Here is a 23,135-nt window from a genome sequence, read left to right as displayed (position 1 = left end):
ACGGGCATGGCCGACGAACATACGAGCGACCGCAGTGGTGCGCCGGGTGGAAGCGGCGCGACGGGCGATCAGGTAGCGGGAGCTGGCGCGCCTGGTGGTCCGCCGGCCGGTAACCGGCTGACCTACGAGGATTCCGGTGTGGACTACGACCGGATCGATCCTTTGAAGGTCCTCGCCCAGCAGGCGGCGCGGACCACGGGGGCCAACCTCGAGCGCGCGGGTGCGCACACAGGTGTCCGCGAGGTGGCGGCCAGCCGCGGGGAGTCGGCCTACGTAGTGGATATCGGCGACGCCTATCTCGCCTCCATCACCGAATGCCTGGGCACCAAGGCCCTGGTGGCGGATGCGATGCGGGAGGTGCAGGCGGTGTCGGGTGTGTCGGGGCCGCCGGAGATGTCGGAGATATCGAAGGGGTCGGAAACATCGAAGGCATCGGGGCGGACCTGGTACGACCACATCGCGCAGGACACCATCGCCACGGCCGTCAACGACCTCGTCACCGTGGGCGCCCGCCCCCTGAGCATCCACGCCTACTGGGCCGCCGGTTCTTCGGACTGGTTCGACGACACCGAACGCATGAACGACCTGGTCGACGGCTGGAAGGCGGCCTGCGACGTCCTGGGCGTGGCCTGGGGCGGTGGCGAGACGCCCTGCCTGACCGGCGTGGTGGAGGAAGGCGCCATCGACTTGGCCGCTTCCTGCGTGGGCATCATCCGGCCGAAGTCCCGCCTCACCCTGGGCGAGGACCTGGCGGCCGGCGACGCAATCGTCCTCCTGGAAAGCAGCGGCATCCACGCCAACGGCCTCACCCTCGCGCGCAAGCTGTCCGAGCGGCTGCCGGAAGGGTACGCCACGGTCATGCCCGGCGGCCGGACGTACGGCGAGGCCCTGCTCGATCCTACCGTGCTCTATCCTCCCGTTACCGAAGCGGCCTTCGAGGCCGGCATCGGCCTGCGCTACATAGCCAACATCACCGGCCACGGCTGGCGGAAGATCATGCGCCACCCCGGCCGGTTCACCTACCGCATTACCGAAGTGCCCCCCGTCCCAGAGGTCCTGCAGTTCATGGTGGATGAGACCCGCCAGACGTCTGGTGAGGCCTACGGCAGTCTCAACATGGGCACCGGCTTCGCCCTCTTCGTCCGCCCGGAAGACGGGGGCGCGGCGGTGGCCTGCGCCGAAGCGCAAGGCATCCGCGCATGGGTTGCCGGCGTCGTTGAGGATGGCCCCCGCCAAGTGGTCATCGAGCCGATCGGCGTGACGCTCAGCGGAGAAAGTCTCGCCCTGCGGGACTGAGTAGTCGCGTCTTTACCAGCCTGTCTTCTTACTTTTTCCAAGAAAAACTCCGAGTATCGCCTGGTGATCTCCGACTGATACGCTTTAGAGGTCGGTTTTTCATGCTTTGTCACACTCACCAGGAGGTCGGAAGATGACCGGAATGTCCCGCGAAAACTGGTCCTTTGGAGTACAGATCGTATCGGCAATAGGCATCCTCGTAATCGCCGTCGTCACTTTCATCAATTCATCCAACAAGGAATTCCGGGATGAGATTCGGGCCGAGTTGACCGGATTGCGGACGGAAATGCAATCCGAATTCGCCTCCATACGTTCCGAAATCCACGATATGAATACACGCCTCGGCCGTGTCGAAGGTATCCTGCGCGTGTCGGTAAACGAATAGAAACGGTAAAACTACGAGATCTGAAGGCAGATCTCTGACTATTGAATCATATAGGTCCGACTATACACACATCGTCACACTCACCAGGAGGTTGTAAGATGACCGGAATGTCCCGCGAAAACTGGGCTTTTGGCGCGCAGATCGTATCGGCCATAGGCATCCTCGTAATCGCCGTCGTCACTTTCATCAATCAATCCAACAAGGAATTTCGGGATGAAATTCGGACCGAATTGACCGGATTGAGGACGGAACTCACCTCGATACGTTCCGAGATGCACGACATGAACACGCGCCTTGGCCGCGTCGAAGGTTACCTGCGCGTATCGGTAAACGAATGAGGTCTGAATAATGAGCGAACACAGCAAGAGAGATTGGTCATGGACTCCGGTTGTTACAATCGCCGGAATGCATGTAATGATGACGGCCATCACCGTTACGGTAATGCTCTTCTCATATGGCGACCTGAATAACAGGATGCTTTCGGTAGAAGAGAAACTGAGAGACTTGATTGAGGTTGTTTCACGCGTAGAGACCAAAATCGATAATAGCAAACAGGAAGTGTCCAAATAGAAACTGGTCAGGGAGAGACTGTATTAGCGCATGTAATGCATGGAGGACAAGATGGATAAGCGTTTAGGGACGTTGGAAGCGCGCATGGTCGCACTGGAAGACAAGATGGATAGGCGTCTTGACTATCTCGAAAACAAGATGGACAGGCGCTTCAACTATCTCGAGAACATGATGGACAGACGTTTTGCCGCCTTGGAGGACAGGATAGACACCCGTATAGGCCGGCTGGAAGGGGTGCTGACTACGCAGCAGAAGGCGTCTTGACTTACGTTTCTTTCCCGCTAGGTATCGGATTTGAGTACCAGCGTCCGCGCGATCAGGTCATGAAAGGCCTGCCGGCGCTGGGTGAAGACCGCGGCGAGGTAGCCCGGCCAGAGGACGGGCAGGCACTTGGGAATGGCCCTCAGCGCGGCGCGGCCAAAAGTGGGCGTATGCCCCTCGGCGTCGGCCACCCGGATTCCCAGGATCATCTTGCCGATCGTGGCGCCTTTGGCCGAACTCTCCATGGCCGCGTAGTAGAACCAGGGCATGAGCAGCTGGAACGCGCTCAGCAACGGGACGGTGACCGGGTCCGAGCCGGCATCCAGGAATTCGGCGGCCAGCGCCATCACGGCGCCCGTGGCGGTGAGGATGGCCAGGTCGATGGCGAAGGCGCCGATCCGCTGGAGGTGGCCGGCGTAGTCTTCGGACAATGAGTAGCCGGAGATGAAGGTCACGGCCGGGCGGGCCCTCCGTCGGGCGTCCGGGCCTGGGTCCAGTTGATGATTTCGTCCTGGCAGGGATACCGGACCGCCAGTTCCTCGTTCACTTCGACGCCCAGTCCCGGTCGGTCGTTGGGATACATGTAGCCGCCGCGCACTTCGGGGGTGCCGGGGAAGATCTCGTAGACCAGGTCGCTGAAGCGGCACCACTCCTGGACGCCGAAATTCGGAGCCCACAGGTCGAGGTGCAGGTTGGCGGCGTGGCCCACCGGGGAGACGTCGCCCGGACCGTGCCAGGCCGTGCGGATGCCGTACATGGCGGCCATGGCCGCGACGTTCCGGGCCGGCGTGATGCCGCCCATCTGGCTGATGTGCATGCGCAGGAAGTCGATGAGCCGTCCCTCGATCAGGGGCAGCCATTCCGCGGGATTGTTGAAGAGTTCCCCCATGGCGATGGGCGTCGTCGAGGTCTGCCTCATGCGGCGGAACCACGCGTTGTCCTCGGGCGCCAGGGGGTCTTCGAGGAAGAAGAGGTTGTAGGGTTCGAGCTGCTTCGCGAAGACGATGGCGTCGGCGGGCGTGAGCCGCTCGTGCACGTCGTGGAGCAGTTCCACCTCGTCGCCCACGGCCGCGCGCAGGTGCTCGAACATCTTCACCGTGCGGCGCATGTAGCTCCGCGGATCGAAATAGTCCCCGGGTTTCGCGCCTTCGGGCGGGGTGACCCGCGGCTTTCGGCCTCCGTATCCGCCGGTCTGGCAGCGGACGTGCCGATAGTCCTGCTCCATGTACTTCAGTACGTTTTCCGCCACCTCTTCCGGTGACCTCCCGTCGGCGTGGACGTAGGTGTCCGCCGCCTCCCGGCATTTGCCGCCGAGAATCTGGTACACGGGCATGCCCGCCCGCTTGCCCTTGATGTCCCACAGGGCCTGGTCCATGCCGGAGATCGCGTTGTTCAGGACCGGTCCGTTGCGCCAGTAGCCGTTCACCATGGCGGTCTGCCACAGGTCTTCGATATCGTCCACGTCCTTTCCCACGAGGAAGGGACGGAGGTGGTGTTCGATGGCAGAATGGACGGCCTGGAACCGCTGGGTGAAGGTGGCGCAACCCAGGCCGTGGAGGCCGGGTTCCGACGTCAGGATCTTCACGACGATCAGGCGCGACCCCGCGGGCTGGGTCAGGATGGTCTTCACGTCGGTGATTTTCACGGGCATGGGATTGGCTTTCTGTAACGGATGCGCGGTTCACTCCGGCCACGCTCCTGGGTTGCGCCTAGAACGCGCCCCCAAAGAATACGGCGTTCAGGAACAGGCCGTTCGTGCCATACCAGAATGCCCGGAAATTGGGGTTGTCGGCGAAGAGCACGACGGCGCCGGCACCCTGCCTCCGGGCGATCAATGCGGCGGAATCCGTCAGCTCTCCGTGCCGCTTCGGCGAGATGTAGCCGGACAGCAACGGCGAAGACGCGTACCGGGCAACCGTAGCCCCGGCCGTGGCGGAAGGTTCGAAGAAGATCTCGTGGTTGCGGAAGAGCGGTACCTGGTCGCCGTAACCGAAGGCCAGCGGGTGGGTGGTGTCGAGCGCGGCTGCGAATATGGCGCCGCCGATACGCTGCGCCCCCCGCGTGGACGATACCAGCTCATAGGGGATATCGACGGTATCGGGCCGGGCGGATCTAAGGTCCTCGTCGATCAGTTCCTTGCCGATGAGCCACCGGGCCGCGCTTTTCCAGGCGATGAGGATGCCGCCCTCCCGCACCCAACTCATCAGACGGTTCACGTCTTCCGTATCCAGGTCGTAGCTGCCCGTGACCATGACCAGGGTCGTGTAACGGTCCAGGTCCAGGTCGAAGAACCCGTCGACGTCGACCAGGGAGACGGGAATGCCGAACCGCTCGTTCAGCAGGTGCCAGGTCTCGCCGACCTCGTAGGCCCGGGTGCCGGGGCCCGAGAGCAGCGCGATCTCCGGTTTGACCAGTACCGGGGAGGTGGGGCCGCCCAGGTCGCCGCCCGTGGGCGTCAGGCCCGTATCCGTGCCGTGGACGACGACGTGGTCTTCCGACACGACCCGGTCGATCAGCGCCCGCACCTGCGCGGCGGTCACGGTGGACGCGGCATCGCGCTGGGCGACGGGAATGATGATCGTGCCCCGGTCGAAGGTTCTTTCCATGGTGGTCGGGCCGCCTGTGCTGCCCGGCCCGGCTGGGCCGCCCTGGCCACCCGCGCTGCCGGAACCGTCCGGTCCGCCTACGGCCACCGAAAAAGGTTGCCTGGCCAGCCGGGGCCGGAGGCCCACGTCCAGGATCCGGTAGAGCGCGCGCGGCGCGAAGTAGCGGTCCCATTCCATCAGGTAGGCATAGGCCCCGTGGCCGCCGATCAGCTCGCCGCCGTCGAAGGCGGCTTCGGTGATCTCTGCGCCGGCCAGGTCGTCGGAGTAACTGCGCAGTTCACCGCTCGGTACCCCCATGGCCAGAGGCAGGGTCCAGGCCGAGACGTCGTAGAAGAGGGAGTCCTTGAAGGTCGTGACCTGCTCCATCGAGGCCTTGATCAACCGCGTCTGCGGCTGGTCCATGGGGATGATGACCGCCTCGCCGGCGCGGAAGGTACGTTCGCCGGAACCCCCGATCCGCCCGGCCGGCAAGGTTCGATCGGCCTGCACGGTCCGTGCGAGTTCGTAGACCCGGATGCGGTGGCGCAGCAGCATCTGCAGGAGGGCCTGCGTACGTGTCCTCGTTCCGCCGAGATCGAGGACATAGGCCTTGACGGGATTGCGCCGCGCGGCCTCGGGCGCCGAGGCGTAAAAGTCGCGTTGGTGCGTGAGCAACTCCGTCCGCAGCGCCAGGCTGCCGGCCAGGGTCGACATCGAGGTGGCGACCTGGTTGCGGATCGTGAAGGGGTAAGTCAGGACCCCGTCGTTTGTCATCCGCTCCAGCGCCCGGGACGAGGCCTGCTCGAAGAGAATGCCGATGGCGCCGTTCACGTCCGGGAAGGTAGATCCCTTGCCGTAGAAGAAGTCGTCGAAGGTCTCCCTGGAGTAGTACAGCGCACCGTGGCGGTCGAGCCACTCGGCGTGGTGCTCCGCGAGCGCCGCCGTCAGTTCGAAGGTCCGTTCCGGCGTGTTCGGGTTGTTCCGGCTCGGGATGCCGGGCTGGAAGAAATAGGTGGCGTTGCTGCCCATTTCGTGGACGTCGGTCAGCACCTGGGCGCGCCAGTGGTGGAAGAGACCCACCCGGCCCTTCGATGAAGGGTGCTGCGCCACGAGCCAGTCCCGGTTCAGGTCGAACCAGTAGTGGTTGGTCCGCCCGCCCGGCCACGGTTCCGCGTGCTCCCGGTCCTGGCCGTCCTGCGTGGCGACCCGGCCCCGGTTGGCGTTGACCCAGTTGACGAAACGGTCCCGCCCGTCCGGGTTGTAGTTGGGGTCCATGATGATCACGGCGCGGTCCAGCAGGCCGTCCACGGCCGGTCCGCGGCCCGCGGCCAGGTGGTAGAGCACCAGCATGGCCGCCTCGGGTCCGCTGGCCTCGTTGCCGTGCACACCGTAGCCCATGTGGACGACGACGGGCATGGTCTCGATCATGGCGTCCGACACCTCGCCCGGCGCGTCGGACAGCCGGAGGTTGGCCAGACGGATTTCTTCCAGGCGCCCATGGTTGGCCGGCGATGTCACCACGGCGTGGTACAACTGGCGTCCCTCGTAGGTGGCGCCGTGGCGGCTTACCACGACGCGGTCCGAGGCTTCGGCCACCGCCCGGTAGTAGGCGGCCACCAGGTGGGACCGCGTGTGCGTGTCGCCCACCACGTGGCCGATTACCGATTCAGGACGGGGGATGGCCGGGTCGTAGGATTCGACGCCGGGCACGCGGACCTCCATGGCGAATGGAAGGTCCTGCGCCCGGACGGTACCGGGGACAAGGGCACAGACCAGGCCGAAGGCGAAGAGGAAGACTGCGGAAAACGCGCGAGGATGGACTCGATTCATCATCAGTTCCTGACATGGAATGAGGCTCGGATACGATGGGTATTTGGAGGAAAACGTAAGCGCCAAGATACAGGCGCCGGGGGACCGGATCAAGGTTTATCCGGTGCGGCATCCCGGCCAGATTGGCCTTGACGCGATCCCCTTCCAGCGTGCTAATTGTGATCCTGACTTCCGACGCTGTCACTACCACAACATGCTTTTTACCTGCGTTCCGACAGGTTTGATCCATTACGGAGGCACCCGTGCGTATACTCGTGATCGGCAGCGGCCTGATGGGACCCGCGGCGGCGTACAACGCCATGGTGGACGATGAGGTGGAATGCGTTACGGTCTGCGATCTCAGCGATGACCAGCTCGGGGCCTGCCGCGAAACGCTGCGGGACAAGCCGGGGGCGAACAAGGTCGCCTACCGTCGACTGGACATGAACGACCGGGACGAATCCATTGCCGTGATGAGGGATCACGCGGCGGGCGTGGCGGCCCTGCCCAGGGAGGCGAGCATGACGGCTTTTCCGCTCGCTCTCGAAGCGGGCATGCCGTACATGGACCTTACCCGACTGGACATTGCCGGAGTGCCGCGGGACGAACTCGACGCCATGAAGGCGCGCTTTTCCGGTTCGCGGGGCTTCGTCATCCTGGGTTGCGGGCTGGAGCCGGGACTGACCGAAATCCTGGGCCGCCGCCTGGCGGAGCAGCTCGACCGGACGGACGAACTGCACATACAGTGCGGAGGCATTCCCACGCGGCCCGAACCGCCCCTGGGGTACAAGATCGTCTTCGGCGGCAAGCGCCTGCCCCTCCGTGATTCCACGGCCCGGATGGTGAAGGACGGGCGTCTCGTGGACGTCCCCCGCTACTCCGACCCGGAACCGGTTTCCTTCGACGGCGTGGGGGACTGCGAAGCCTGGCACGAGGGGTTCTTCCCCTGGCTCCTCGAGTTGGATGTGCTGAAAGGCCTGCGCACCGGCACGCAGAAGACCGTGCGCTGGCCGGGGTATTCGCACAAGGTGACCGTGCTGCGCGAGCTGGGCCTGCTGAGCGAGGAGCCAGTGGACGTGGACGGCACCAGCGTGATCCCCAAGCACGTGGTGGACGCCGTGCTCTTTCCCCGGGTGAAAATGGTCCCGGAGGACCGCGACATCACGACGTTCCGCGTCACCGCGATCGGCGAGAAGGACGGACGGCCCGCCACGCGTACGGCCGAGATGGTCGACCGGTACGACGAAGTGACGGGTTTCACCTCCATGGCGCGGACCACGGCCTTCACCGCGGCCATCGGCGCACGGATGACGGCCCGGGGAGACCTGCCCCATCCCGGCCGACCCTTCGTTACCCCCGAGCAGGCGATTTACGGGGACGGTTTCGATACGATGATCGACGAGCTCGACCGGATGGGCGTGCGGTTCACGATGAGCGGAAGCTGAGGAGACCCGGACGGACCGGGCGGCTTGGCATGGACCGTGACAAAGCGGCCGGTCACGGGCCGGGTAACCGGTCGTCGACCAGTCGGCCCTTCGCGATACGAGGAGGAACGCGCGTGAATAAACTCGACGGGAATCATCCTGAGACCCGGGAAAAGAAAACGAAGAAGAAACTTAAGCAGAAACACTACGAGAAGGAACTGGCCCGGTTGCAGGTCGAGTTGTCCAAGCTCCAGGAATGGGTGGTCGACCATGGCCTGAAGGTGGTGGTCATCTTCGAGGGCCGCGACGCGGCCGGCAAGGGCGGCACCATCTCCCGCATCATCGCGCGGCTCAATCCCCGCGTCTGCCGCGTGGCCGCCCTGGCCAAGCCGACGGACCGGGAACAGTCGCAGTGGTATTTCCAGCGGTACGTCGCCCAACTGCCTTCGGCCGGCGAGATCGTCCTCTTCGACCGGAGCTGGTACAACCGCGCGGGCGTCGACCGGGTGATGGGGTTCTGCACGGAGGAGGAGTACCGCGAGTTCCTCCGGTCCTGCCCCGAGTTCGAACGCATGCTCGTCCGCTCCGACATCCACGTGATCAAGTACTGGTTCTCAGTGAGCGCGAAGGAGCAGGCACGGCGGTTCAAGAACCGGATCAAGGATCCCCTGAAAAGCTGGAAGTTCAGCGATATGGACCTGCAGTCCTACATGAAGTGGGACGAGTATTCGCACGCCAAGGACGAGATGATGAACTACACCGACATCAAGCAGGCGCCATGGTACGTCGTGCCGTCGGACAGCAAGCGCCGCGCGCGCCTGAACTGTATCACCCACCTGCTCAGCCTCTTCCCCTACGACAAGGATCCTCCTACGTCGAAAATCGATCTGCCGGACCGCGATACCGACTCCGGTTACGTCCGCCCCCCCATGGACGACCAGCGGTTCATCCCCGAAGTGTACTGAAGTTCCGGCGCGCCGCCGGCACGCCTACCTGAGGATCTCGCCCAGTATGCGCCCGTCGCGGTTCGACGGCAGGGTGATCCGCAGCAGGTTGCAGATCGTCGGCGTGATGTCCGCCGCGTCGACGCGGTTCCGGTAGTGGCCGGGTGCGATCCACGGGCCGTGGAACATGATCGGTATGTGCGTATCGTAGTCGTGGGGCCATCCGTGGGAGGTGCCCACCGTGGCCGACCCGTATTCGCCCAGCAGCAGGTAGAAGGGCGTGGAGATGAGCATGATGTCGCCGCTGTTCTCGGAATGGAAGCTGTGATAGACCGTCTTCGTGAGGTCTGATTCCGGCAGCAGCCGCCGCTCGATTCGGTGGCGCGTATAGGCCTTCCATACGGCCGGATGGGTCACGACGGCCGCGGCCGCCGTCTCTTCCACGTCGGCCCGGCTCAGGCCGCGGCTGTCGATGGCCTCCCAGTTCAGGTACACGCCCGATTCCGCCACGTGCAGGACCCAGTCGTCTTCCCCGTGCAGCCCGTCCAGGGCCTCCTCCACCAGGGCCGTCAGCGGTTCGGGACCGGCCCGTCCGGCCTCCAGACCCCTGAGCGCCAACTGCTCCGGCAGTTCCAGTGCGCCGTGGTCGGCCGTCAGGACCAGGAGGGTGCGGTCACGCCCGACCCGCTCGTCGAGGAAGGCGAAGAAGTCCGCCAGTTGCCGGTCCGTGCGCAGGGTGGCGTCCATGGATTCCTGGCTGAATGGGCCGAAATCGTGGCCGATGTAGTCATTGGCGGAGAGACTGATGACCAGGACGTCCGGGGTATCATCCTGCCCCAGTTCTTCCTCGATGATCGCCTGCCGGGCGAATTCCAGCTGGTAGTCCGTGGACCAGGGTGTGTGCTTGAAGGCGTTCCAGTAACGGGGTCCCGGTTCCTCCAGGCCGCCTTTCGTCACATGAGGAAAGACGATCCCGCTGTTCCGGTTGTCCTCCTCGCCCTCCCGGACGTCTTTCCCCGCCCGTTCCAGGTACAGTTCCTCCGGCAGCAGGCGGTCCCATGTGCGACCAAAGGACTGGTTAGGGATGTTCCGGTCGTTGAAGCGCTTGACCCAGTCGGGCAGGTCGTCCATGAAGAAGCTGCTCGATGTGATCCGGCCCAGGCCCGCTTCAAACCAGTATGGCGCGCCCAGCTTCCCGGCGGAGATCATGGCGCTGTAGTCCTTGAGTGATATCGTGATGGCCTTGCCCCGGTAGCGCGTGGCCATGCGCAGTTCATCCGCCAGGGAAGAGCCGACCAGTTCCCGTGTGGAGGCGCGTCCGGTCGCGGTGGGCCACAATCCGAGGATGTGGCTTTCCGGATCTACCAGCGACGGCCGAAACACCCCCGTGGACCGGCTGTACCACGCGTTGTTGACCATCCCCGTCTTGTAGGCGTAGGTGCCGGAGGTGACCACGCTGTGGCCCGGTGAAGTGGAGGCGTGCACATGCGTGAAACGGGCGTCCTGCATCCATGCGCCGCGGTCCATGAACCGGCGGAATCCGTCCTCCACGAAGAGGTCGTCGAACCGCTGCAGGTAGTCGTGGCGGAACTGGTCGATGATGATCAGCACCGCGAGCCGGGGCGGATCGGTCGGCGCGGAAGCCGATGACTGCGCGGGTGGGTTGGTCGGTGCGGACGCCGAAGACTGTGCGGGCGGGTCGGTCGGCGCGGTCGGTCCGGCTGCTTCCCGGAGAACCGTTTCGCCGTTGGCGTATACCGCTGAAGCAGGCGTAATGAGCAATATAAACGACAGGATCAAACCCGTCCTGGTGAAACCGGTTATGGACATGATCGGCCCTTTCAGAGGTCGGATGTGTTACAGGAGCTTTTTTATTACGAGGTTACGGTAAATGCCAATGACTAACCCTTTAAACACGGTTGCCGGTCGCTGTTGCCGGTTCCGGGTCCCGATCGAACCATGGCCGTAGACTTCATGCCCGGGTCAGGTACGTTCAGGACGGTACGGCAGCCGGCTGATTTTAAGATAGTGTACTATCGAGCGTTGTCAACGCAGGGTCGCGTCCAGGAAAGGGGGCTGTAGAATCAAATGACGGAATTCATGGTGATTACCCAGGTGATTTGCGCGGCGGGGGTCCTGTTGCTCGGAATAGTGACCTCAACGGGACGGATCACGAAGTCTCTGCGCGTAGAGATGGATAAAAAAGTCAATACCTTACACGTAGAGATGCGTGCGGACCGGGTAGTCATTTTCGGTGAGATCAAATCGCTTCGTGAGGAGATGCACGCTGGATTCAGCACCTTACGCGAGGAGATGCGTACCGATCGGATGGCGGTCTTCGGTGAGATCAAGTCGCTACATGGGGAGATGCACGACATGAACGGCCGGCTGGGCCGGGTAGAAGGTCACATGAGCATCTCCGCAACGAACAGTTCAAAGGAGTCGCAATAACCGAAACAATGGCAGTTTTGTCGAACATTCAGTCGGTAGATGTTTCCCGTTGCCTGATCCGGTGAAGCAGGGCGATGAGGTGATCACGAAACACGGTGCCCGCATCGGGTTCGAAGGGCAGATGACGGCAGATCCGTGGCGCGAACACCGCGGCGTACCAGCCGAATCCTTCCTGGTCGAAGTCCTGCGGCCGCGCCAGGTAGCCGACGGTCTCGTTGGCGTACCCTATGATCATGGTGTTTGGGTAAGGGGAGGCTGACTGGACCTGCTTACCGTAGGTCAGGAACAATTCCAGCGGATGGGCGATCAACACGGCATCGTTGACGCGCATCCACGAAACGCGGAATTCCAGCCGCTGCGGATGGGGGCCGTCGAGCAGGCCGAGGCGCTGTGCACGCCAGTCCGCCTCGAAACGCAGTTTGCGCAGGTCCGCGGGATCCGCATCAATGCCCGCAGCCTCGAGATGGTCGCGACTATCGGCTAGTTCCGACTCGAGCGCCGCCCGGTCCGCCCGGTCCGGGACTTCCATGGGTAGCGCGACCTCGAAGGTGTCGCCGTCCAGGTCGACCTCCGGGTCCGTCCCGATTTCGTCCAGGGCGGGCAGGACATGATCGCGGAGGAGGGAACCGTTCGACTTCATCCTATCCATGCCATCGCCGAATCCCCGGCAGTTGAGGTCGCCACAACTCCCCTGAAAAAACAGCACACGCAGGCCTTTCCGATCCTGCTCCATTTTCCCGATGGCATCGGCCGGATAGTCGCCGCAGATTAAGGAGTCGGCGCCGAGTGTAACGGGGTGGGCGCCGAAATTGATCGCGGCGGCGCGCATCCGGCCACGGGAATCGTCGATGCGTATCAGCAGCGCTTCCCCGTCGGCTTCCCCGCCCTCGTCGACCCGGTTGACCGAGAGGTCCGGCACGGGCGTTCTCCCGAACCCGATACGCCCGGGTTCCAGGTTCGACACGGCCTGCCCAATGGCGCCGGCGAACAAAGCCGGCAACCCCGCCGTGTAATCTTCGTCCCATTTTCCCCAGGCCACGGTCTTCATGGTGGCCGGGCCGGAATGGGTATGGGTGTTGGTGATGACTACGCGGACCGGGTCGAGGCCGTACCGGTCGCGGACGATGCGGTGGGTCTCGTCGACCAGGGAGCGGTCCGTCCACACGAGGTCGTTCGATACCCAAACGAAAGTCCGGTCCCCGTCCGAAAAGGCCAGGGCCGTGCAATGAAGGTCCTGGTGTACCGCGGTGGACCGCCGCTCGAGGTAGGGACCGTATCCGCAGAGCTCAATCCCCACTGGCGGCGTGATGAGAGTTCGGCCGGTGCCGAAATGCAGCTGGGGCATAGTAGAAATTCGGTCGGTTCAGTCCGGGAACCGCACGGTCTTCCCCGTCTTCACCGATTCGGCCTCTCCGTGGCAGATCCGCAGAGCGTCGCGGGCCGCGCCGGCCGAGACCAGGTCGGGCTCCGTGCCGTTTTCCAGGGCGTCGACGGCATATCCCAACTGGGCCTCGAAGGCTTCGGGAAAGTCGATTACCGGTTCGGTTCGGCCGCCGTCGGGCGTGTAGAGCGTGACCGGCCGTTCGGAGAGCACGTTGTACCAGAGCGTGCCTTCCTCGAAATAGGCGTCGTATCCGTGTTCGAAGGCGGCCGAGCTGATGGCCCCGCACTGGGACGAGACGGTGATGTCCCGGTCGTCGTATCCGTACTGCGTATTCAGGTAGAGCACGTAGCCGTTCGGACTCGTCCTGCCGTCGGCGTGCACGCTGTCCGGCATGCCGAAGAGGTACCGCAGGTAGTCGGTGTCGTGGATGTGCAGGTCGATGCCTGCCGCGCCCGTGCGCTCGTAGTCTCCGAACCAGTTGCCCTCTCCCCAGAGGGGTTTGGAGATGACCCGCTTGAGGTGCAGGCCCAGCAGGCGGCCGTAGCGGCGGTCGTCGATGGCGGCCTTGAGGAAGGCGAACTCGGGGAAGAACTTCAGCACGTGGGCGACCATCAGGGTCCTGCCGGCTTCCCCCGCCCGGTCGATCATGCGGTCCGCCTCGTCCAGCCCGAGGGCGATGGGTTTCTCGACGATGACGTCCTTGCCGGCGTCCAGCGCGCGCAGGACGACGTCGTGGTGCAGGGCCGTGGGCAGGCACACGTCGACCAGGTCGATGTCCGGGTCGCCCAGCACCTCGTCGATATCGGTACAGGTACGGATGCCTGTAAGGTCCTGCACGCCGCCTCCGCCCCCGAAGTTGCCCTGGATATGCCGCCAGTCACCGCTCAGCTTCCGTTCGTCCCGGGTGCATATGGCCCCCACCTGCGCGTTGGCCAGGTGCTTGATCGCCATGAAGTGAGTCGTCCCCATGAAACCGATGCCCAGGATGCCGATGCGTATCAATTTAATACCTCCTCTGCTTCGTGCGCTTTAGTCCGTCGCGGACGGCGTGAACAGCTGCTGGCCGTATTTCCGGTATCCGCCGATGATGGCCTGGGCTTCCGGCGAGGTCACGTAGTCGATGAGCGCCCGCGCCCGCCCGTACTTGACGTGCGGCCAGCGCTCGGGGTTGACGGCGATGATGCTGTAGGGGTTGTGCAGCGGGGGATCGTATTCTACCAGGACCCGCAGGTTCACTGTTTCCCTCAGGGCCAGGTAGGTGCCCCGGTCGATCAGCACGTAACCCCGCTTCTCGTCCGCCATCCGAAGCGTGGCCGCCATGCCCTGGCCCACTTCCACGTACCAGTCCCCCGAGGGCTCGATCCCGGAAAGGTCCCAGATCGCCCGTTCCTTCAGGTGGGTGCCGGACAGGTCGCCCCGCGAGAAGAACAACGCTTCCCTTCGCGCGATGGTGGCGAAGGCGTCGGCGACCCGTTTCGTTCCGGCGATCTGTGCCCGGTCGGCAGACGGACCTACGACGACGAAATCATTGTACATGACGTCCCGGCGGTCCACCCCGAAGCCGGCGGCCACGAAGGCCTCCTCAAGCTTCGGCGCGTGTACGAGGACCGCGTCCACGTCCCCGTTCTCGGCCAGCTTCAGGGCCTTGCCCGTACCCACGGCGATGACGTCCACCCGGATCCCGCCCGCCCCCTTTTCCTCGAAGGGCGGAAGGAGGATGTCCAGCAGGCCGGAGTCGTCGGTGCTGGTCGTTGTTGCGAGCTTGAGGCGCGGCTGCGCTTCCGCGGCGGCCACGAAGACCGCAAAGACCGCGACGAAAAGCAGCTGGAGCGAAATAGAACCGAGACGCATGCTGTGGGCCGTCAGTTCAACAGGAAACTTAACATGAAGCGGAGGCGCGTACGCCACGCGTTGTTGGCCACGGGGGAGACGAGCGTTTCGGGGGAATCGTACTTGCGGGTATACAGCGCGATGTCGACTCTAAACCGTTCGATGACATGGTGACCGAACAGTAGTCCGACACCCTTCGTATTGGTCTGGGAGTAGTCGATATTGCTGAAAGGCGCCAGGGTGGCGTCCTGCTGCATGAGAAAGGCATGGATCCCGCCCCGCGTGCTGCCGACCCGCGCCGTGCTGCCGTAGGTAATCATGCCCGTGATGCCCTGGCGCATGTCGTTGGCCCCGGTATTGAACACGTAATCGGCACTTACGGTCAGCGGACGCCCGTTCACGGTTCGGGTATATTGACCGCTGAGGTTGATCATGCGGAACTCGGACAGGTAACCGTCCCTGTACCGGTTCGCCCGGTTGGAGTTCGGCGCGACGATTGGCGACGGAAATCGCAGATTCTGCGCGACAAAGATAGAATCCGCGGCGGACACGGAGTAGATAGCGGCGGCCAGCGTCTGCGAACTTCCCGGTTGGTTGAAGCGGGCCACCAACTGTCCACCCAGAAAGTACGTGCGGTCGAGGTCCTTCACCGGAGAGGCCAACTGGTTGATCATGAACTGGCCGAAGTTCATACCGAAGGACGATGATCCGTCCTCGCTGTCGATCACGATCTGCTGGGCGAAGCCCTCCGGAGAGAGGTCGCTGTCAAGGACCACCTGCGTCGGCCGGAAGAAGGGCAGGGGGAACTTGCCCGCGATGAGGGCCAGCGAAGGGTTCGGACGCACCGTGACGTACGCCCATGAAACATGGGGGTGCTCGTTTACCAGAAAGTCGCCGTAGGACATCCATTCCGAGGTGACGATGGCATTGGGGTTCCCCGTCTTGATCCGGCCGGCCACGTCGATCCGGTCGGTGAGGCGGAACGTGCCGTTGAGAAAGAAGCCGTACATGAACCGGTTCACCGCGCGGCTTCCATCCTGGTAGTCGCCCTGCAGCCGCGTCCTGATCATTCCGTTCCAGGAGAAACGGTCTTCTTCCTGCCCAGCGTCCTGCCCGGCGGCGGGAACGACGTACGTCAGGACGGAAAGTGCAAGGACGCACAAAAGGGCGCATCTGGTCCGCATGGGCTCAATCCCTCCAGTGTATCGGTTCTCCCGGGCTTCGCGAAAGTGAGCCGGATTCGCCGGTATACGCCGGTAGACGATCCAGTAATTGATGGCAGGTCTTGAAAAAGGGATAGTATGGGCGGGTTGATTTGGTGTCAAGAAATATTGAACCGGTTGCAGCAGCCGTCCGCGGGAATAGAATAGCAGGATTATGTTAGAATAAAGTCGGCGGTTCGGATGTATCCAATTTGTATACACGAATCCGCCCGGTGCCTTGCCCGGTTTCGAGTCCCGGTTCCGTGACATTTAGGGTTGTCAGCACACCCCCGGGCGCGTATATTCGACATCGTAATCGAACCGGCTCATCAACGTAAATGCTATACGTACATGCGGATGGGTCGAATTCGACCGCCGCCGCTTCGCGGCCGCGTCCACACACACAGGGAGCACTTTCATGTTGAACCGTATCAAGGAGACGGTCGATTCCGGCCTCTCCCGCCGCCGTTTTCTCTCGGGAGCGTTGGCTGCAGGCGCCGCGCTTACGCTGGCCGATCGCCTGGCCCTGGCCCAGACCATGGCTTCGGGCGGCCTTACCGCCAAGGACATCCACGGGATCGGCGTCGAGCCGGGTCTCGTACGCATGGCGCTGAACGAGAACCCCATCGGACCATCCCCGCGGGCCTTGGAGGCCATCGCCGAGAACATGTTCAATATCAACCGGTATTCCTTCGGCGGCGGCGACATCTACGGCGCGCTGGCCGAGTTCGACGGTATGGAGTTGCCGCCCCCCCCTCCCAGGTTCGGCGGTACGGGTCGTATGGGCGGTGGAGGTCGTTTCTTCAGGCAGACTCCCTTCTACATTACGGCGGGATCCGGCGCGCTCCTTTCCCAAATCGCGCTGACCTACCTGAGCAAGGGCGGCACCGAGGTCATCGAGGCCGATATGGGCTACGGCGACATTTCGGGTGCTGCCGAGATCTACCAGCAATTCGCCGGTCTCGACGTTAACATCATCCGCACGCCCATGAAGGACTACACGCACGACCTGGACGCCATGCTCGCGGCCATCACGCCGAAGACGTCCGTGGTGGTCATCACCAATCCGAACAACCCGACCGGCACGCTGCTCTCCTTCGAAGAGACGGAGAAGTTCGTTGCCGCCGTGCCCGAGAACGTGATCGTGGTCATCGACGAGGCCTACATTCATTTCGTCAAGGATCCGCAGTACCGGACCGCGGCCTCGCTGACCACGAAGTACGACAACGTGATCGTCACCCGTACCTTTTCCAAGGTCTTCGGCATGCCTGCCATGCGCCTTGGGTACGGGATCTGCAGCCAGGCCATCCAGCAGAAGCTGCGGTTCTACAGCACGGGCCGCGCCAACGCCCTGGCCATGGCCGCGGGCGAGGCGTCGCTGAAGGACAAGAACCACTACAACCGCTCCCGGGCGGTCGTTCAGCATTTCCGGGACCGGCTGGAAGACGAATTCACGAAGATGGGGCTGGAGTACATCCCGTCCGAAAGCAATTTCATGATGGTCGACCTGGGCAAGCCGTCGATGAACATCATGCGGGAGATGTTCCAGAAGGGCGTCATGGTGACGAACCGGCGCAGGCAGCAGATGCCCACGTGGATCCGCGTATCCTCCGGCGACGAGCGGGAAACGGAAGTCTTCCTCAACGTGCTGAAAGAAGCTTTGGGCAAGACCAGCTAGCAGCACGGGGCCGCCAATGTCGCTCATCCGCCTGCCCCTGATCGTTACCTGGGGCCTGGTCGTCCTGTGGTTCCTGCTGGACGTCACGAACCTCGCTGCGGGCGGTCCCTTCAACATCAACTGGACCATCCCGGCCGCCGCCGCATGGCTTGCGGTCATCTGTCTCCGCGCGGGCAGGGGTTACGGCGGGTTTCTTTCCGCGGCACTGCGCTATACGGCGGGCGTCCGCCTGCTGATCATCCTGCTGGCGGTACTGGGCAAGACGGCGGGGCTCGAAGGCGAGTATTTCACCTGGGGCCGCAACGTCCTCTTCGGCCTGGTCATTCCCCACGTCGTCCTGTGGCCGGTCGTCACCTTCATCGCGGGCACGCTGATCTGGCCGGTTCTTGCCTTGGCCATGCGCCGGAGACAGGTTTCCTATCGAGGCGCTGCCATGGGCGTCGTGGTCATCCTTCTGCTCGTCTTCATCGCCCTGCCCTACCTCATTTCGACCCTCTACACCGGTAGCGTGGGTCCCCGCCGCACGGCGCGGGACACCCCCGCGGACCACGGTCTGGCCTACGAGGACGTATCGCTGACCACGTCCGATGGTCTGAACCTGGCCGCCTGGTACATCCCGAACGAAACCGGCCGGGGCACGGTCATTTACTGCCATGGCCACACCAACCACCGGGGTCAGATGCTCGACCAGGCTGCCTTCCTGCACGCAAACGGGTTCAGCGGGCTCCTGTTGGACTTCCGCCGCCACGGGGACAGTGAAGGCGATTTGACCACATTCGGCTATTACGAATGGCGCGACGTGCAGGCGGCCCTGCGATACACGGTCGACGAACGGGGCGAGGAGGGGCCGGTCATCCTGTGGGGCGTTTCCATGGGCGCGGCCACCGCGTTGCTGGCGGCGGCGGAAGAGCCCGGGATCGACGCCGTCATCGCCGAGAGCAGCTTCTACGCGGCCTCCGAAACGCTGCGCAGCGACCTGAGCCGGATGTTCGGCCTGCCCACGGTGCCCTTCGGGTTCCTGACGAGTACGATAACGGAACTTCGCGTGGGCATCAGGATCGATGACCTGGACATCGGCTGCGCGGTGTCCGGACTGGAAGACACGTCCGTGCTCCTGGTGGGCGGCACGGCGGACCGGCGCATGCCGGTGGCGAATAACGAACGGTTGTTCGAGCAGATTCCCGGTGCCGGCAAGGAGATGTACGTGGCCGACGGCGCGACCCACGGCGATATCTGGGAAATGGACCGGGAGGCCTACGCGGAGAAAGTCCTGGCATTCCTGGAGAAGTCGGGGTTTGTCGATGACCAGGACTCGCCGGCCGAAGGAGATGGGTCAGATGAAACCCGCTAGCGCGCGCAAAGGGGTACTGGCGTGAAAGATCCCGTTTTTCAATCCCTGTCGACCTACCGGGAGTATCCGCCCGAAGAGATGAAGCAGCGGGCCGAAGCGTACTACCGGGAGCTTCGCCGGCGGAGAACGGTCCGCGATTTCTCCGACCGGCCCGTGCCGAAGCAGGTCATCGATCACTGCCTGCTTGCGGCCGGCACGGCACCGAGCGGCGCGAACATGCAGCCGTGGCATTTCGCAGCGGTGGCCGACCCGGAGATCAAGGCGAAGATCCGGGTCGCCGCCGAGCAGGAGGAACAGCAGTTCTACCGCGAGAAAGCGCCGCAGGAGTGGCTCGACGCCCTGGCCCCGCTGGGTACCGACGAACACAAGCCCTTCCTGGAAACGGCGCCGTGGCTGATCGCGATCTTCGTCCAGCGCCACGGCGTGCTGCCCGACGGCCGCAACGTCAAGCACTACTACGCCCTGGAATCGGTGGGTATCGCCACGGGCATGCTGATCGCGGCGGTGCACCAGGCCGGCCTGGCGTCGCTCACCCACACGCCGAGTCCCATGAATTTCCTGAACCGCCTACTGGGCAGGCCGGCCAACGAACGGCCCTTCCTGCTCCTGGTCGTCGGCTACCCGGCGGAGGACGCGAAAGTGCCGGTCATCACGAAGAAACCGCTCGAAGACATCGCTACGTTTATTTAAGGAGGATGAATGCGCGGGTCGATCGTACCGGTGGTTACACCCTTCAAAAACGGATCGTTGGACCTTGACGGCCTGGCCGGCCTGGTCGAATGGCAGATCCGAAGCGGGTCCCATGGCGTGTCGGTGCAGGGGACGACGGGCGAACCGGGTTCGCTGTCCCTCGAAGAGCGCAAGGAAGTGATCCGCACCGCGGCTGCGGCGGTGGACGGAAGGGTACCTTTCGTGCCGGGCAGCGCATCCACCCACCACGAGGAGTCCATCGAGCTTTCCCGCTTCGCCCAGGCGAACGGCGCGGACGCCCTGCTCTTCATCGCGCCGTACTACAGCCGGCCGGGCCAGGAAGGGATCTTCCGTCATTTCGACGCCCTTGCCAAATGCGTGGACCTGCCGGTCATCCTGTACAACATCCCCGGGCGCACGGCCGTCAACATCGAGATCGATACCGTGGCGCGATTGAAAGAGGCCAACGACAATCTCATAGGCGTCAAGGAGTCGAACAAGGATTTCGAGCACATCAACCGGCTTCTGCACCGCATGGGCCGGGACTTCCTCGTATACTCGGGGATCGAACTGCTCTGCTATCCCATTCTGGCCATCGGCGGGGCGGGATTCGTGAGCGCCACGGGCAACCTGATGCCGGCGGAAGTGGCGCGGCTGTACAACCTGGTCCAGGAGGGCAAGTGGCTGGAGGCGCGCGAACTCCATTACCACATGATGACGCTCAACGACGCCGTGTTCATGGAGATCAATCCCGTGCCGGTCAAGACGGCCCTGGGCATGATGGGCAAGATCAGTCCCGAAGTCCGGCTGCCCCTGGCCCCGTTGTCGGAACCGAACCGCGAGAAGCTGCGCGGGATCCTGGCGGACTACGGGCTGATCGGCTAGCCGGTCACGTATATGTCGAATACTCCCTACCGACTGCATTACAACGAGAACCCGCTCGGTCCTTCTCCATTGGTGATGGACCGGATCAAGGCTCACCTGGCCGGCCTCAGCCTCTATCCGCCCAGGGACGATGAAGTGCTGAGAAACCGCCTCGCGGCGTTCTACGGCAGGGGCGTGACGCCGGCGCACCTGTTCACGACCTACAGCGGCTCCGAAGCCCTGGACCTCATCGCCCGGGTCTTCCTGGCGCCCGGCGACGAGGTGATTGTTTGCGGGCCCACGTTCCACGTATACGAACGGACCGCCGCGTGGCAGGGCGCGAAGGTCGTCGACGTACCCCTGGACGGCGAGGATTTCAGCGTCCGGACCGCCGCGGTCATGGAGGCGGTGACGGCGCGGACGCGCCTGGTCTACCTGGGCAATCCCAACAATCCGACGGGTTCCATCGTTACCCGGGACGACATGGACCGGCTTCACCGGGGCCTGCCCGGCGGCGTGACCGTGGTTTCCGACGAGGTGTACCACCAGTTCGTGACCCATCCGGACTATCCGGATTCGCCCGCCGACGCCGTAGCCGGGAGCAACGTGATTGTCCTCCACTCCTTTTCGAAGGTCTACGGGCTGGCCGGCCTTCGCGTCGGCGTGGTCATGTCCCGTCCCGATTTCGTGGAACGCCTGGCGGGACTTCGCCGGACCTTTCACCTGGGTTCGCTCGAGATGGAAGCGGCTGTCGCGGCCATCGGGGACCAGGAACACGTAGCGCAATCCGTGGCGCTGGCGGAACAGGGCAAGAAAACGCTCTACGCGGCCTTCGACCGGCTGGGCGTCGCCTGCTGGCCGAGTGAAGGCAACTTCGTGCTTTTCCGGACGCCGGTCCCCGCCGACGAGCTCACGGCGCGCATGGCCGACCGGGGCATACTCGTGGGATCGGGCAGCCGTTTCGGCCTTACGCACAGCGTCCGGGTCAGCGTGGGGCTTCCTGAGGCGAACGAGGCGTTCATATCGGCGCTGGAGGGTATCCTGATCGACAACAGGCAGGCCGTGAGGACCGACGGGCGCTGACTTTCGAGGGAAACGCATGTCGCAGACCGCATTGATCGAACGGGCCGAACGGGTTTTCGTGGGCGGAGGGAACGGGGAATTCCGCCTGCCGCCCGAAGCCAACCTGGTCGTGACCCGCGGCGAGGGCGCGGTCATATACGATACGGCGGGCCGGTCGTACATCGACTTTCTCCTGGGGTCCGGCCCGATGATCCTCGGTCACGCCCATCCCGAAGTAGTGGCGGCGGTGACTCGTCAGGTCGCGCGCGGGACGACCTTCATGGCCCTCAACGAACCGGCGATCGAGCTGGCCGAACGGGTGGCCGACGCCTCGCCCTGCGGGGAGAAGGTCCGCCTGGTCATCACCGGATCCGAATCGATGCAGTTCGCCCTGCGGGCCGCCCGGGCCTTCACGGGCCGCGACCGCTGCCTGCGCTTCGAGGGGGGCTGGCACGGCGTGAGCGATGCGGCGCTGCACGGGGCGCGGACGTTGCATCCCGGCGCCTACCCCGGCACGTTGCCGGACGGCGGCGGCATACCCCGGAACTGGTCGGCGGACATGCTTGCCGTGCCCTTCAACGACGCGGAACGGGCCACCGAAGTCGTGGAACGCCACCACGGGGAACTCGCCGCGATCGTCATCGAGCCCCTCCAGCGGTGCATCCTTCCCCGGCCGGGCTTCTTCGAGGCGATGCGGGCACTGTGCGATCGGTACGGCATCGTCCTCATCTTCGACGAGATCGTCACGGGTTTCCGCATGGCCCGGGGCGGGGCGCAGGAACGCTATGGCGTAACCGCCGACCTGGCAACCTATGGCAAGACGATCAGCGGCGGTTATCCGTTGGCCGCCATGTGCGGACGGGCCGACGTGATGGACGTCATGAACGGCTGGCGCCCGGCGGACGATCCGAAGCGGGTCATCGCCTCCGGCACCTTCAACGGCTATCCCGTGGGCGCCGTCGCCGGACTGGCCACTCTCGACGTGCTGGAACGGCCCGGGACCTACGAGCGGCTCTTCGCCATGGGCGACCGCATCACCCGGGAGATCACGGCCATGGGCGCGCGGCATTCGATCCCCCTGCTCGTCGGCGGCGAAGGCCCCGTGCTCCAGGTACTGTTCACCGGCGAACGGGAGATCGTCGACTACGGTTCCATGTTCCGCGCCGACAAGCAGAAGGCCTATGTCTTCGGCGTCGAGTTGATCAAGCGGGGGCTTTTCGTCAGTCCCTACGAGAAGATCTACCTGTCCCTCGTGCACACGGACGGCCACATCGACCGGCTCCTGGAGTCGGCGGAAGAGGTGCTGCGGGACGTGATCGCGAAAATGGATTGAACAGAAGGAGCAAAAC

At 64.0% G+C, this 23,135-nt stretch carries 21 protein-coding genes; 13 read left to right on the top strand and 8 right to left on the bottom strand.

The genetic code is table 11. The features are described from left to right. Positions 1-6: 6 nt before the first annotated feature. From F4Y38_00950 to F4Y38_00935, 4 genes are all read left to right on the top strand, one after another. On the top strand, positions 7-1,296 hold the full coding sequence (locus tag F4Y38_00950) for a phosphoribosylformylglycinamidine cyclo-ligase (protein MXY47844.1): 1,290 nt from the start codon (positions 7-9) through the stop codon (positions 1,294-1,296). A 133-nt stretch (positions 1,297-1,429) separates the two neighbouring features. Further along, complete coding sequence (locus tag F4Y38_00945) at positions 1,430-1,681, top strand: hypothetical protein (protein ID MXY47843.1); 252 nt, start codon at positions 1,430-1,432, stop codon at positions 1,679-1,681. Positions 1,682-1,779: 98 nt separating this feature from the next. Beyond that, on the top strand, positions 1,780-2,019 hold the full coding sequence (locus F4Y38_00940) for a hypothetical protein (protein ID MXY47842.1): 240 nt from the start codon (positions 1,780-1,782) through the stop codon (positions 2,017-2,019). A 283-nt stretch (positions 2,020-2,302) separates the two neighbouring features. Further along, positions 2,303-2,515: a hypothetical protein gene (locus F4Y38_00935; GenBank protein ID MXY47841.1), complete on the top strand. Its 213-nt coding sequence runs from the start codon at positions 2,303-2,305 to the stop codon at positions 2,513-2,515. Positions 2,516-2,532: 17 nt separating this feature from the next. On the opposite strand, the gene F4Y38_00930 is transcribed toward F4Y38_00935, so the two are convergent. Genes F4Y38_00930 through F4Y38_00920 form a run of 3 tightly spaced genes read right to left on the bottom strand, consistent with a single transcriptional unit; the run spans position 2,533 to position 6,930 of the window. Next, positions 2,533-3,159 carry an RDD family protein gene (locus F4Y38_00930; protein MXY47840.1) on the bottom strand — a complete coding sequence of 209 codons (627 nt, stop codon included), beginning with the start codon at positions 3,157-3,159 and terminating at the stop codon, positions 2,533-2,535. Continuing rightward, positions 2,964-4,163, bottom strand: a complete 1,200-nt coding sequence (locus F4Y38_00925) for a starvation-sensing protein RspA (protein ID MXY47839.1) — start codon at positions 4,161-4,163, stop codon at positions 2,964-2,966. Before F4Y38_00925 ends, F4Y38_00930 begins: the two co-directional genes overlap by 196 nt. Positions 4,164-4,221: 58 nt before the next feature. Then, on the bottom strand, positions 4,222-6,930 hold the full coding sequence (locus F4Y38_00920) for a peptidase M14 (GenBank protein ID MXY47838.1): 2,709 nt from the start codon (positions 6,928-6,930) through the stop codon (positions 4,222-4,224). Between the two features lie 239 nt (positions 6,931-7,169). Between F4Y38_00920 and F4Y38_00915 the strand changes: the two genes are divergently transcribed. Continuing rightward, positions 7,170-8,351 (top strand): hypothetical protein, encoded by a 1,182-nt coding sequence (locus F4Y38_00915; protein MXY47837.1) that lies wholly within the window; start codon positions 7,170-7,172, stop codon positions 8,349-8,351. 29 nt (positions 8,352-8,380) lie between these two features. Continuing rightward, positions 8,381-9,295 (top strand): polyphosphate kinase 2, encoded by a 915-nt coding sequence (gene ppk2, locus F4Y38_00910; GenBank protein MXY47836.1) that lies wholly within the window; start codon positions 8,381-8,383, stop codon positions 9,293-9,295. A gap of 24 nt (positions 9,296-9,319) precedes the next feature. Here the strand turns inward: ppk2 and F4Y38_00905 are convergent, their stop codons facing one another. Beyond that, a complete protein-coding gene (locus F4Y38_00905) occupies positions 9,320-11,104 on the bottom strand; it encodes an alkaline phosphatase family protein (protein ID MXY47835.1) in 1,785 nt (594 codons plus the stop codon). Between the two features lie 258 nt (positions 11,105-11,362). Here F4Y38_00905 and F4Y38_00900 point away from each other — a divergent pair, with 258 nt between their 5' ends. Beyond that, positions 11,363-11,725: a hypothetical protein gene (locus tag F4Y38_00900; protein MXY47834.1), complete on the top strand. Its 363-nt coding sequence runs from the start codon at positions 11,363-11,365 to the stop codon at positions 11,723-11,725. 28 nt (positions 11,726-11,753) lie between these two features. On the opposite strand, the gene F4Y38_00895 is transcribed toward F4Y38_00900, so the two are convergent. The 4 genes from F4Y38_00895 to F4Y38_00880 are packed head-to-tail and all read right to left on the bottom strand — an operon-like array spanning position 11,754 to position 16,411. Then, positions 11,754-13,070, bottom strand: coding sequence for a hypothetical protein (locus tag F4Y38_00895; protein MXY47833.1), 1,317 nt, complete (start codon positions 13,068-13,070; stop codon positions 11,754-11,756). A gap of 18 nt (positions 13,071-13,088) precedes the next feature. Further along, a complete protein-coding gene (locus F4Y38_00890; GenBank protein MXY47832.1) occupies positions 13,089-14,111 on the bottom strand; it encodes a Gfo/Idh/MocA family oxidoreductase in 1,023 nt (340 codons plus the stop codon). A 27-nt stretch (positions 14,112-14,138) separates the two neighbouring features. Further along, positions 14,139-14,960: a tungsten ABC transporter substrate-binding protein gene (locus F4Y38_00885; protein ID MXY47831.1), complete on the bottom strand. Its 822-nt coding sequence runs from the start codon at positions 14,958-14,960 to the stop codon at positions 14,139-14,141. An 11-nt stretch (positions 14,961-14,971) separates the two neighbouring features. Further along, on the bottom strand, positions 14,972-16,411 hold the full coding sequence (locus tag F4Y38_00880) for a hypothetical protein (GenBank protein MXY47830.1): 1,440 nt from the start codon (positions 16,409-16,411) through the stop codon (positions 14,972-14,974). Positions 16,412-16,559: 148 nt separating this feature from the next. Here F4Y38_00880 and F4Y38_00875 point away from each other — a divergent pair, with 148 nt between their 5' ends. The 6 genes from F4Y38_00875 to F4Y38_00850 all read left to right on the top strand — a co-directional run bounded on the left by F4Y38_00875 (position 16,560) and on the right by F4Y38_00850 (position 23,119). Further along, positions 16,560-17,819 carry an aminotransferase class I/II-fold pyridoxal phosphate-dependent enzyme gene (locus F4Y38_00875; GenBank protein MXY47829.1) on the top strand — a complete coding sequence of 420 codons (1,260 nt, stop codon included), beginning with the start codon at positions 16,560-16,562 and terminating at the stop codon, positions 17,817-17,819. Positions 17,820-17,835: 16 nt separating this feature from the next. Next, entirely contained in the window at positions 17,836-19,170 is a 1,335-nt protein-coding gene (locus F4Y38_00870; protein ID MXY47828.1) for an alpha/beta hydrolase, read from the top strand. A 78-nt stretch (positions 19,171-19,248) separates the two neighbouring features. After that, positions 19,249-19,860 carry a nitroreductase family protein gene (locus F4Y38_00865; protein ID MXY47827.1) on the top strand — a complete coding sequence of 204 codons (612 nt, stop codon included), beginning with the start codon at positions 19,249-19,251 and terminating at the stop codon, positions 19,858-19,860. A gap of 9 nt (positions 19,861-19,869) precedes the next feature. Further along, on the top strand, positions 19,870-20,745 hold the full coding sequence (locus tag F4Y38_00860; protein ID MXY47826.1) for a 4-hydroxy-tetrahydrodipicolinate synthase: 876 nt from the start codon (positions 19,870-19,872) through the stop codon (positions 20,743-20,745). A gap of 12 nt (positions 20,746-20,757) precedes the next feature. Continuing rightward, positions 20,758-21,807 carry an aminotransferase class I/II-fold pyridoxal phosphate-dependent enzyme gene (locus F4Y38_00855; GenBank protein ID MXY47825.1) on the top strand — a complete coding sequence of 350 codons (1,050 nt, stop codon included), beginning with the start codon at positions 20,758-20,760 and terminating at the stop codon, positions 21,805-21,807. A gap of 16 nt (positions 21,808-21,823) precedes the next feature. Continuing rightward, positions 21,824-23,119, top strand: coding sequence for an aspartate aminotransferase family protein (locus tag F4Y38_00850; protein MXY47824.1), 1,296 nt, complete (start codon positions 21,824-21,826; stop codon positions 23,117-23,119). The last annotated feature ends 16 nt before the right edge of the window (positions 23,120-23,135 follow it).

The sequence above is a fragment of the Gemmatimonadota bacterium genome (assembly GCA_009838645.1).
Taxonomy (GTDB): Bacteria; JAAXHH01; JAAXHH01; order JAAXHH01; family JAAXHH01; genus JAAXHH01.
Note: the sequence above shows the minus strand (reverse complement) of the source record. Positions and strands in the feature narration are given on the sequence as shown.

Bases quoted from the DNA above. Each gene is read 5' to 3' on its own strand.
- F4Y38_00950 (MXY47844.1), top strand. From the start codon at position 7: ATGGCCGACGAACATACGAGCGACCGCAGTGGTGCGCCGGGTGGAAGC.
- F4Y38_00945 (MXY47843.1), top strand. From the start codon at position 1,430: ATGACCGGAATGTCCCGCGAAAACTGGTCCTTTGGAGTACAGATCGTA.
- F4Y38_00940 (MXY47842.1), top strand. From the start codon at position 1,780: ATGACCGGAATGTCCCGCGAAAACTGGGCTTTTGGCGCGCAGATCGTA.
- F4Y38_00935 (MXY47841.1), top strand. From the start codon at position 2,303: ATGGATAAGCGTTTAGGGACGTTGGAAGCGCGCATGGTCGCACTGGAA.
- F4Y38_00925 (MXY47839.1), bottom strand. From the start codon at position 4,163: ATGCCCGTGAAAATCACCGACGTGAAGACCATCCTGACCCAGCCCGCG.
- F4Y38_00920 (MXY47838.1), bottom strand. From the start codon at position 6,930: ATGATGAATCGAGTCCATCCTCGCGCGTTTTCCGCAGTCTTCCTCTTC.
- ppk2 (MXY47836.1), top strand. From the start codon at position 8,381: ATGGACCGTGACAAAGCGGCCGGTCACGGGCCGGGTAACCGGTCGTCG.
- F4Y38_00905 (MXY47835.1), bottom strand. From the start codon at position 11,104: ATGTCCATAACCGGTTTCACCAGGACGGGTTTGATCCTGTCGTTTATA.
- F4Y38_00900 (MXY47834.1), top strand. From the start codon at position 11,363: ATGACGGAATTCATGGTGATTACCCAGGTGATTTGCGCGGCGGGGGTC.
- F4Y38_00895 (MXY47833.1), bottom strand. From the start codon at position 13,070: ATGCCCCAGCTGCATTTCGGCACCGGCCGAACTCTCATCACGCCGCCA.
- F4Y38_00885 (MXY47831.1), bottom strand. From the start codon at position 14,960: ATGCGTCTCGGTTCTATTTCGCTCCAGCTGCTTTTCGTCGCGGTCTTT.
- F4Y38_00880 (MXY47830.1), bottom strand. From the start codon at position 16,411: ATGTCACGGAACCGGGACTCGAAACCGGGCAAGGCACCGGGCGGATTC.
- F4Y38_00875 (MXY47829.1), top strand. From the start codon at position 16,560: ATGTTGAACCGTATCAAGGAGACGGTCGATTCCGGCCTCTCCCGCCGC.
- F4Y38_00870 (MXY47828.1), top strand. From the start codon at position 17,836: ATGTCGCTCATCCGCCTGCCCCTGATCGTTACCTGGGGCCTGGTCGTC.
- F4Y38_00865 (MXY47827.1), top strand. From the start codon at position 19,249: ATGAAGCAGCGGGCCGAAGCGTACTACCGGGAGCTTCGCCGGCGGAGA.
- F4Y38_00860 (MXY47826.1), top strand. From the start codon at position 19,870: ATGCGCGGGTCGATCGTACCGGTGGTTACACCCTTCAAAAACGGATCG.
- F4Y38_00855 (MXY47825.1), top strand. From the start codon at position 20,758: ATGTCGAATACTCCCTACCGACTGCATTACAACGAGAACCCGCTCGGT.
- F4Y38_00850 (MXY47824.1), top strand. From the start codon at position 21,824: ATGTCGCAGACCGCATTGATCGAACGGGCCGAACGGGTTTTCGTGGGC.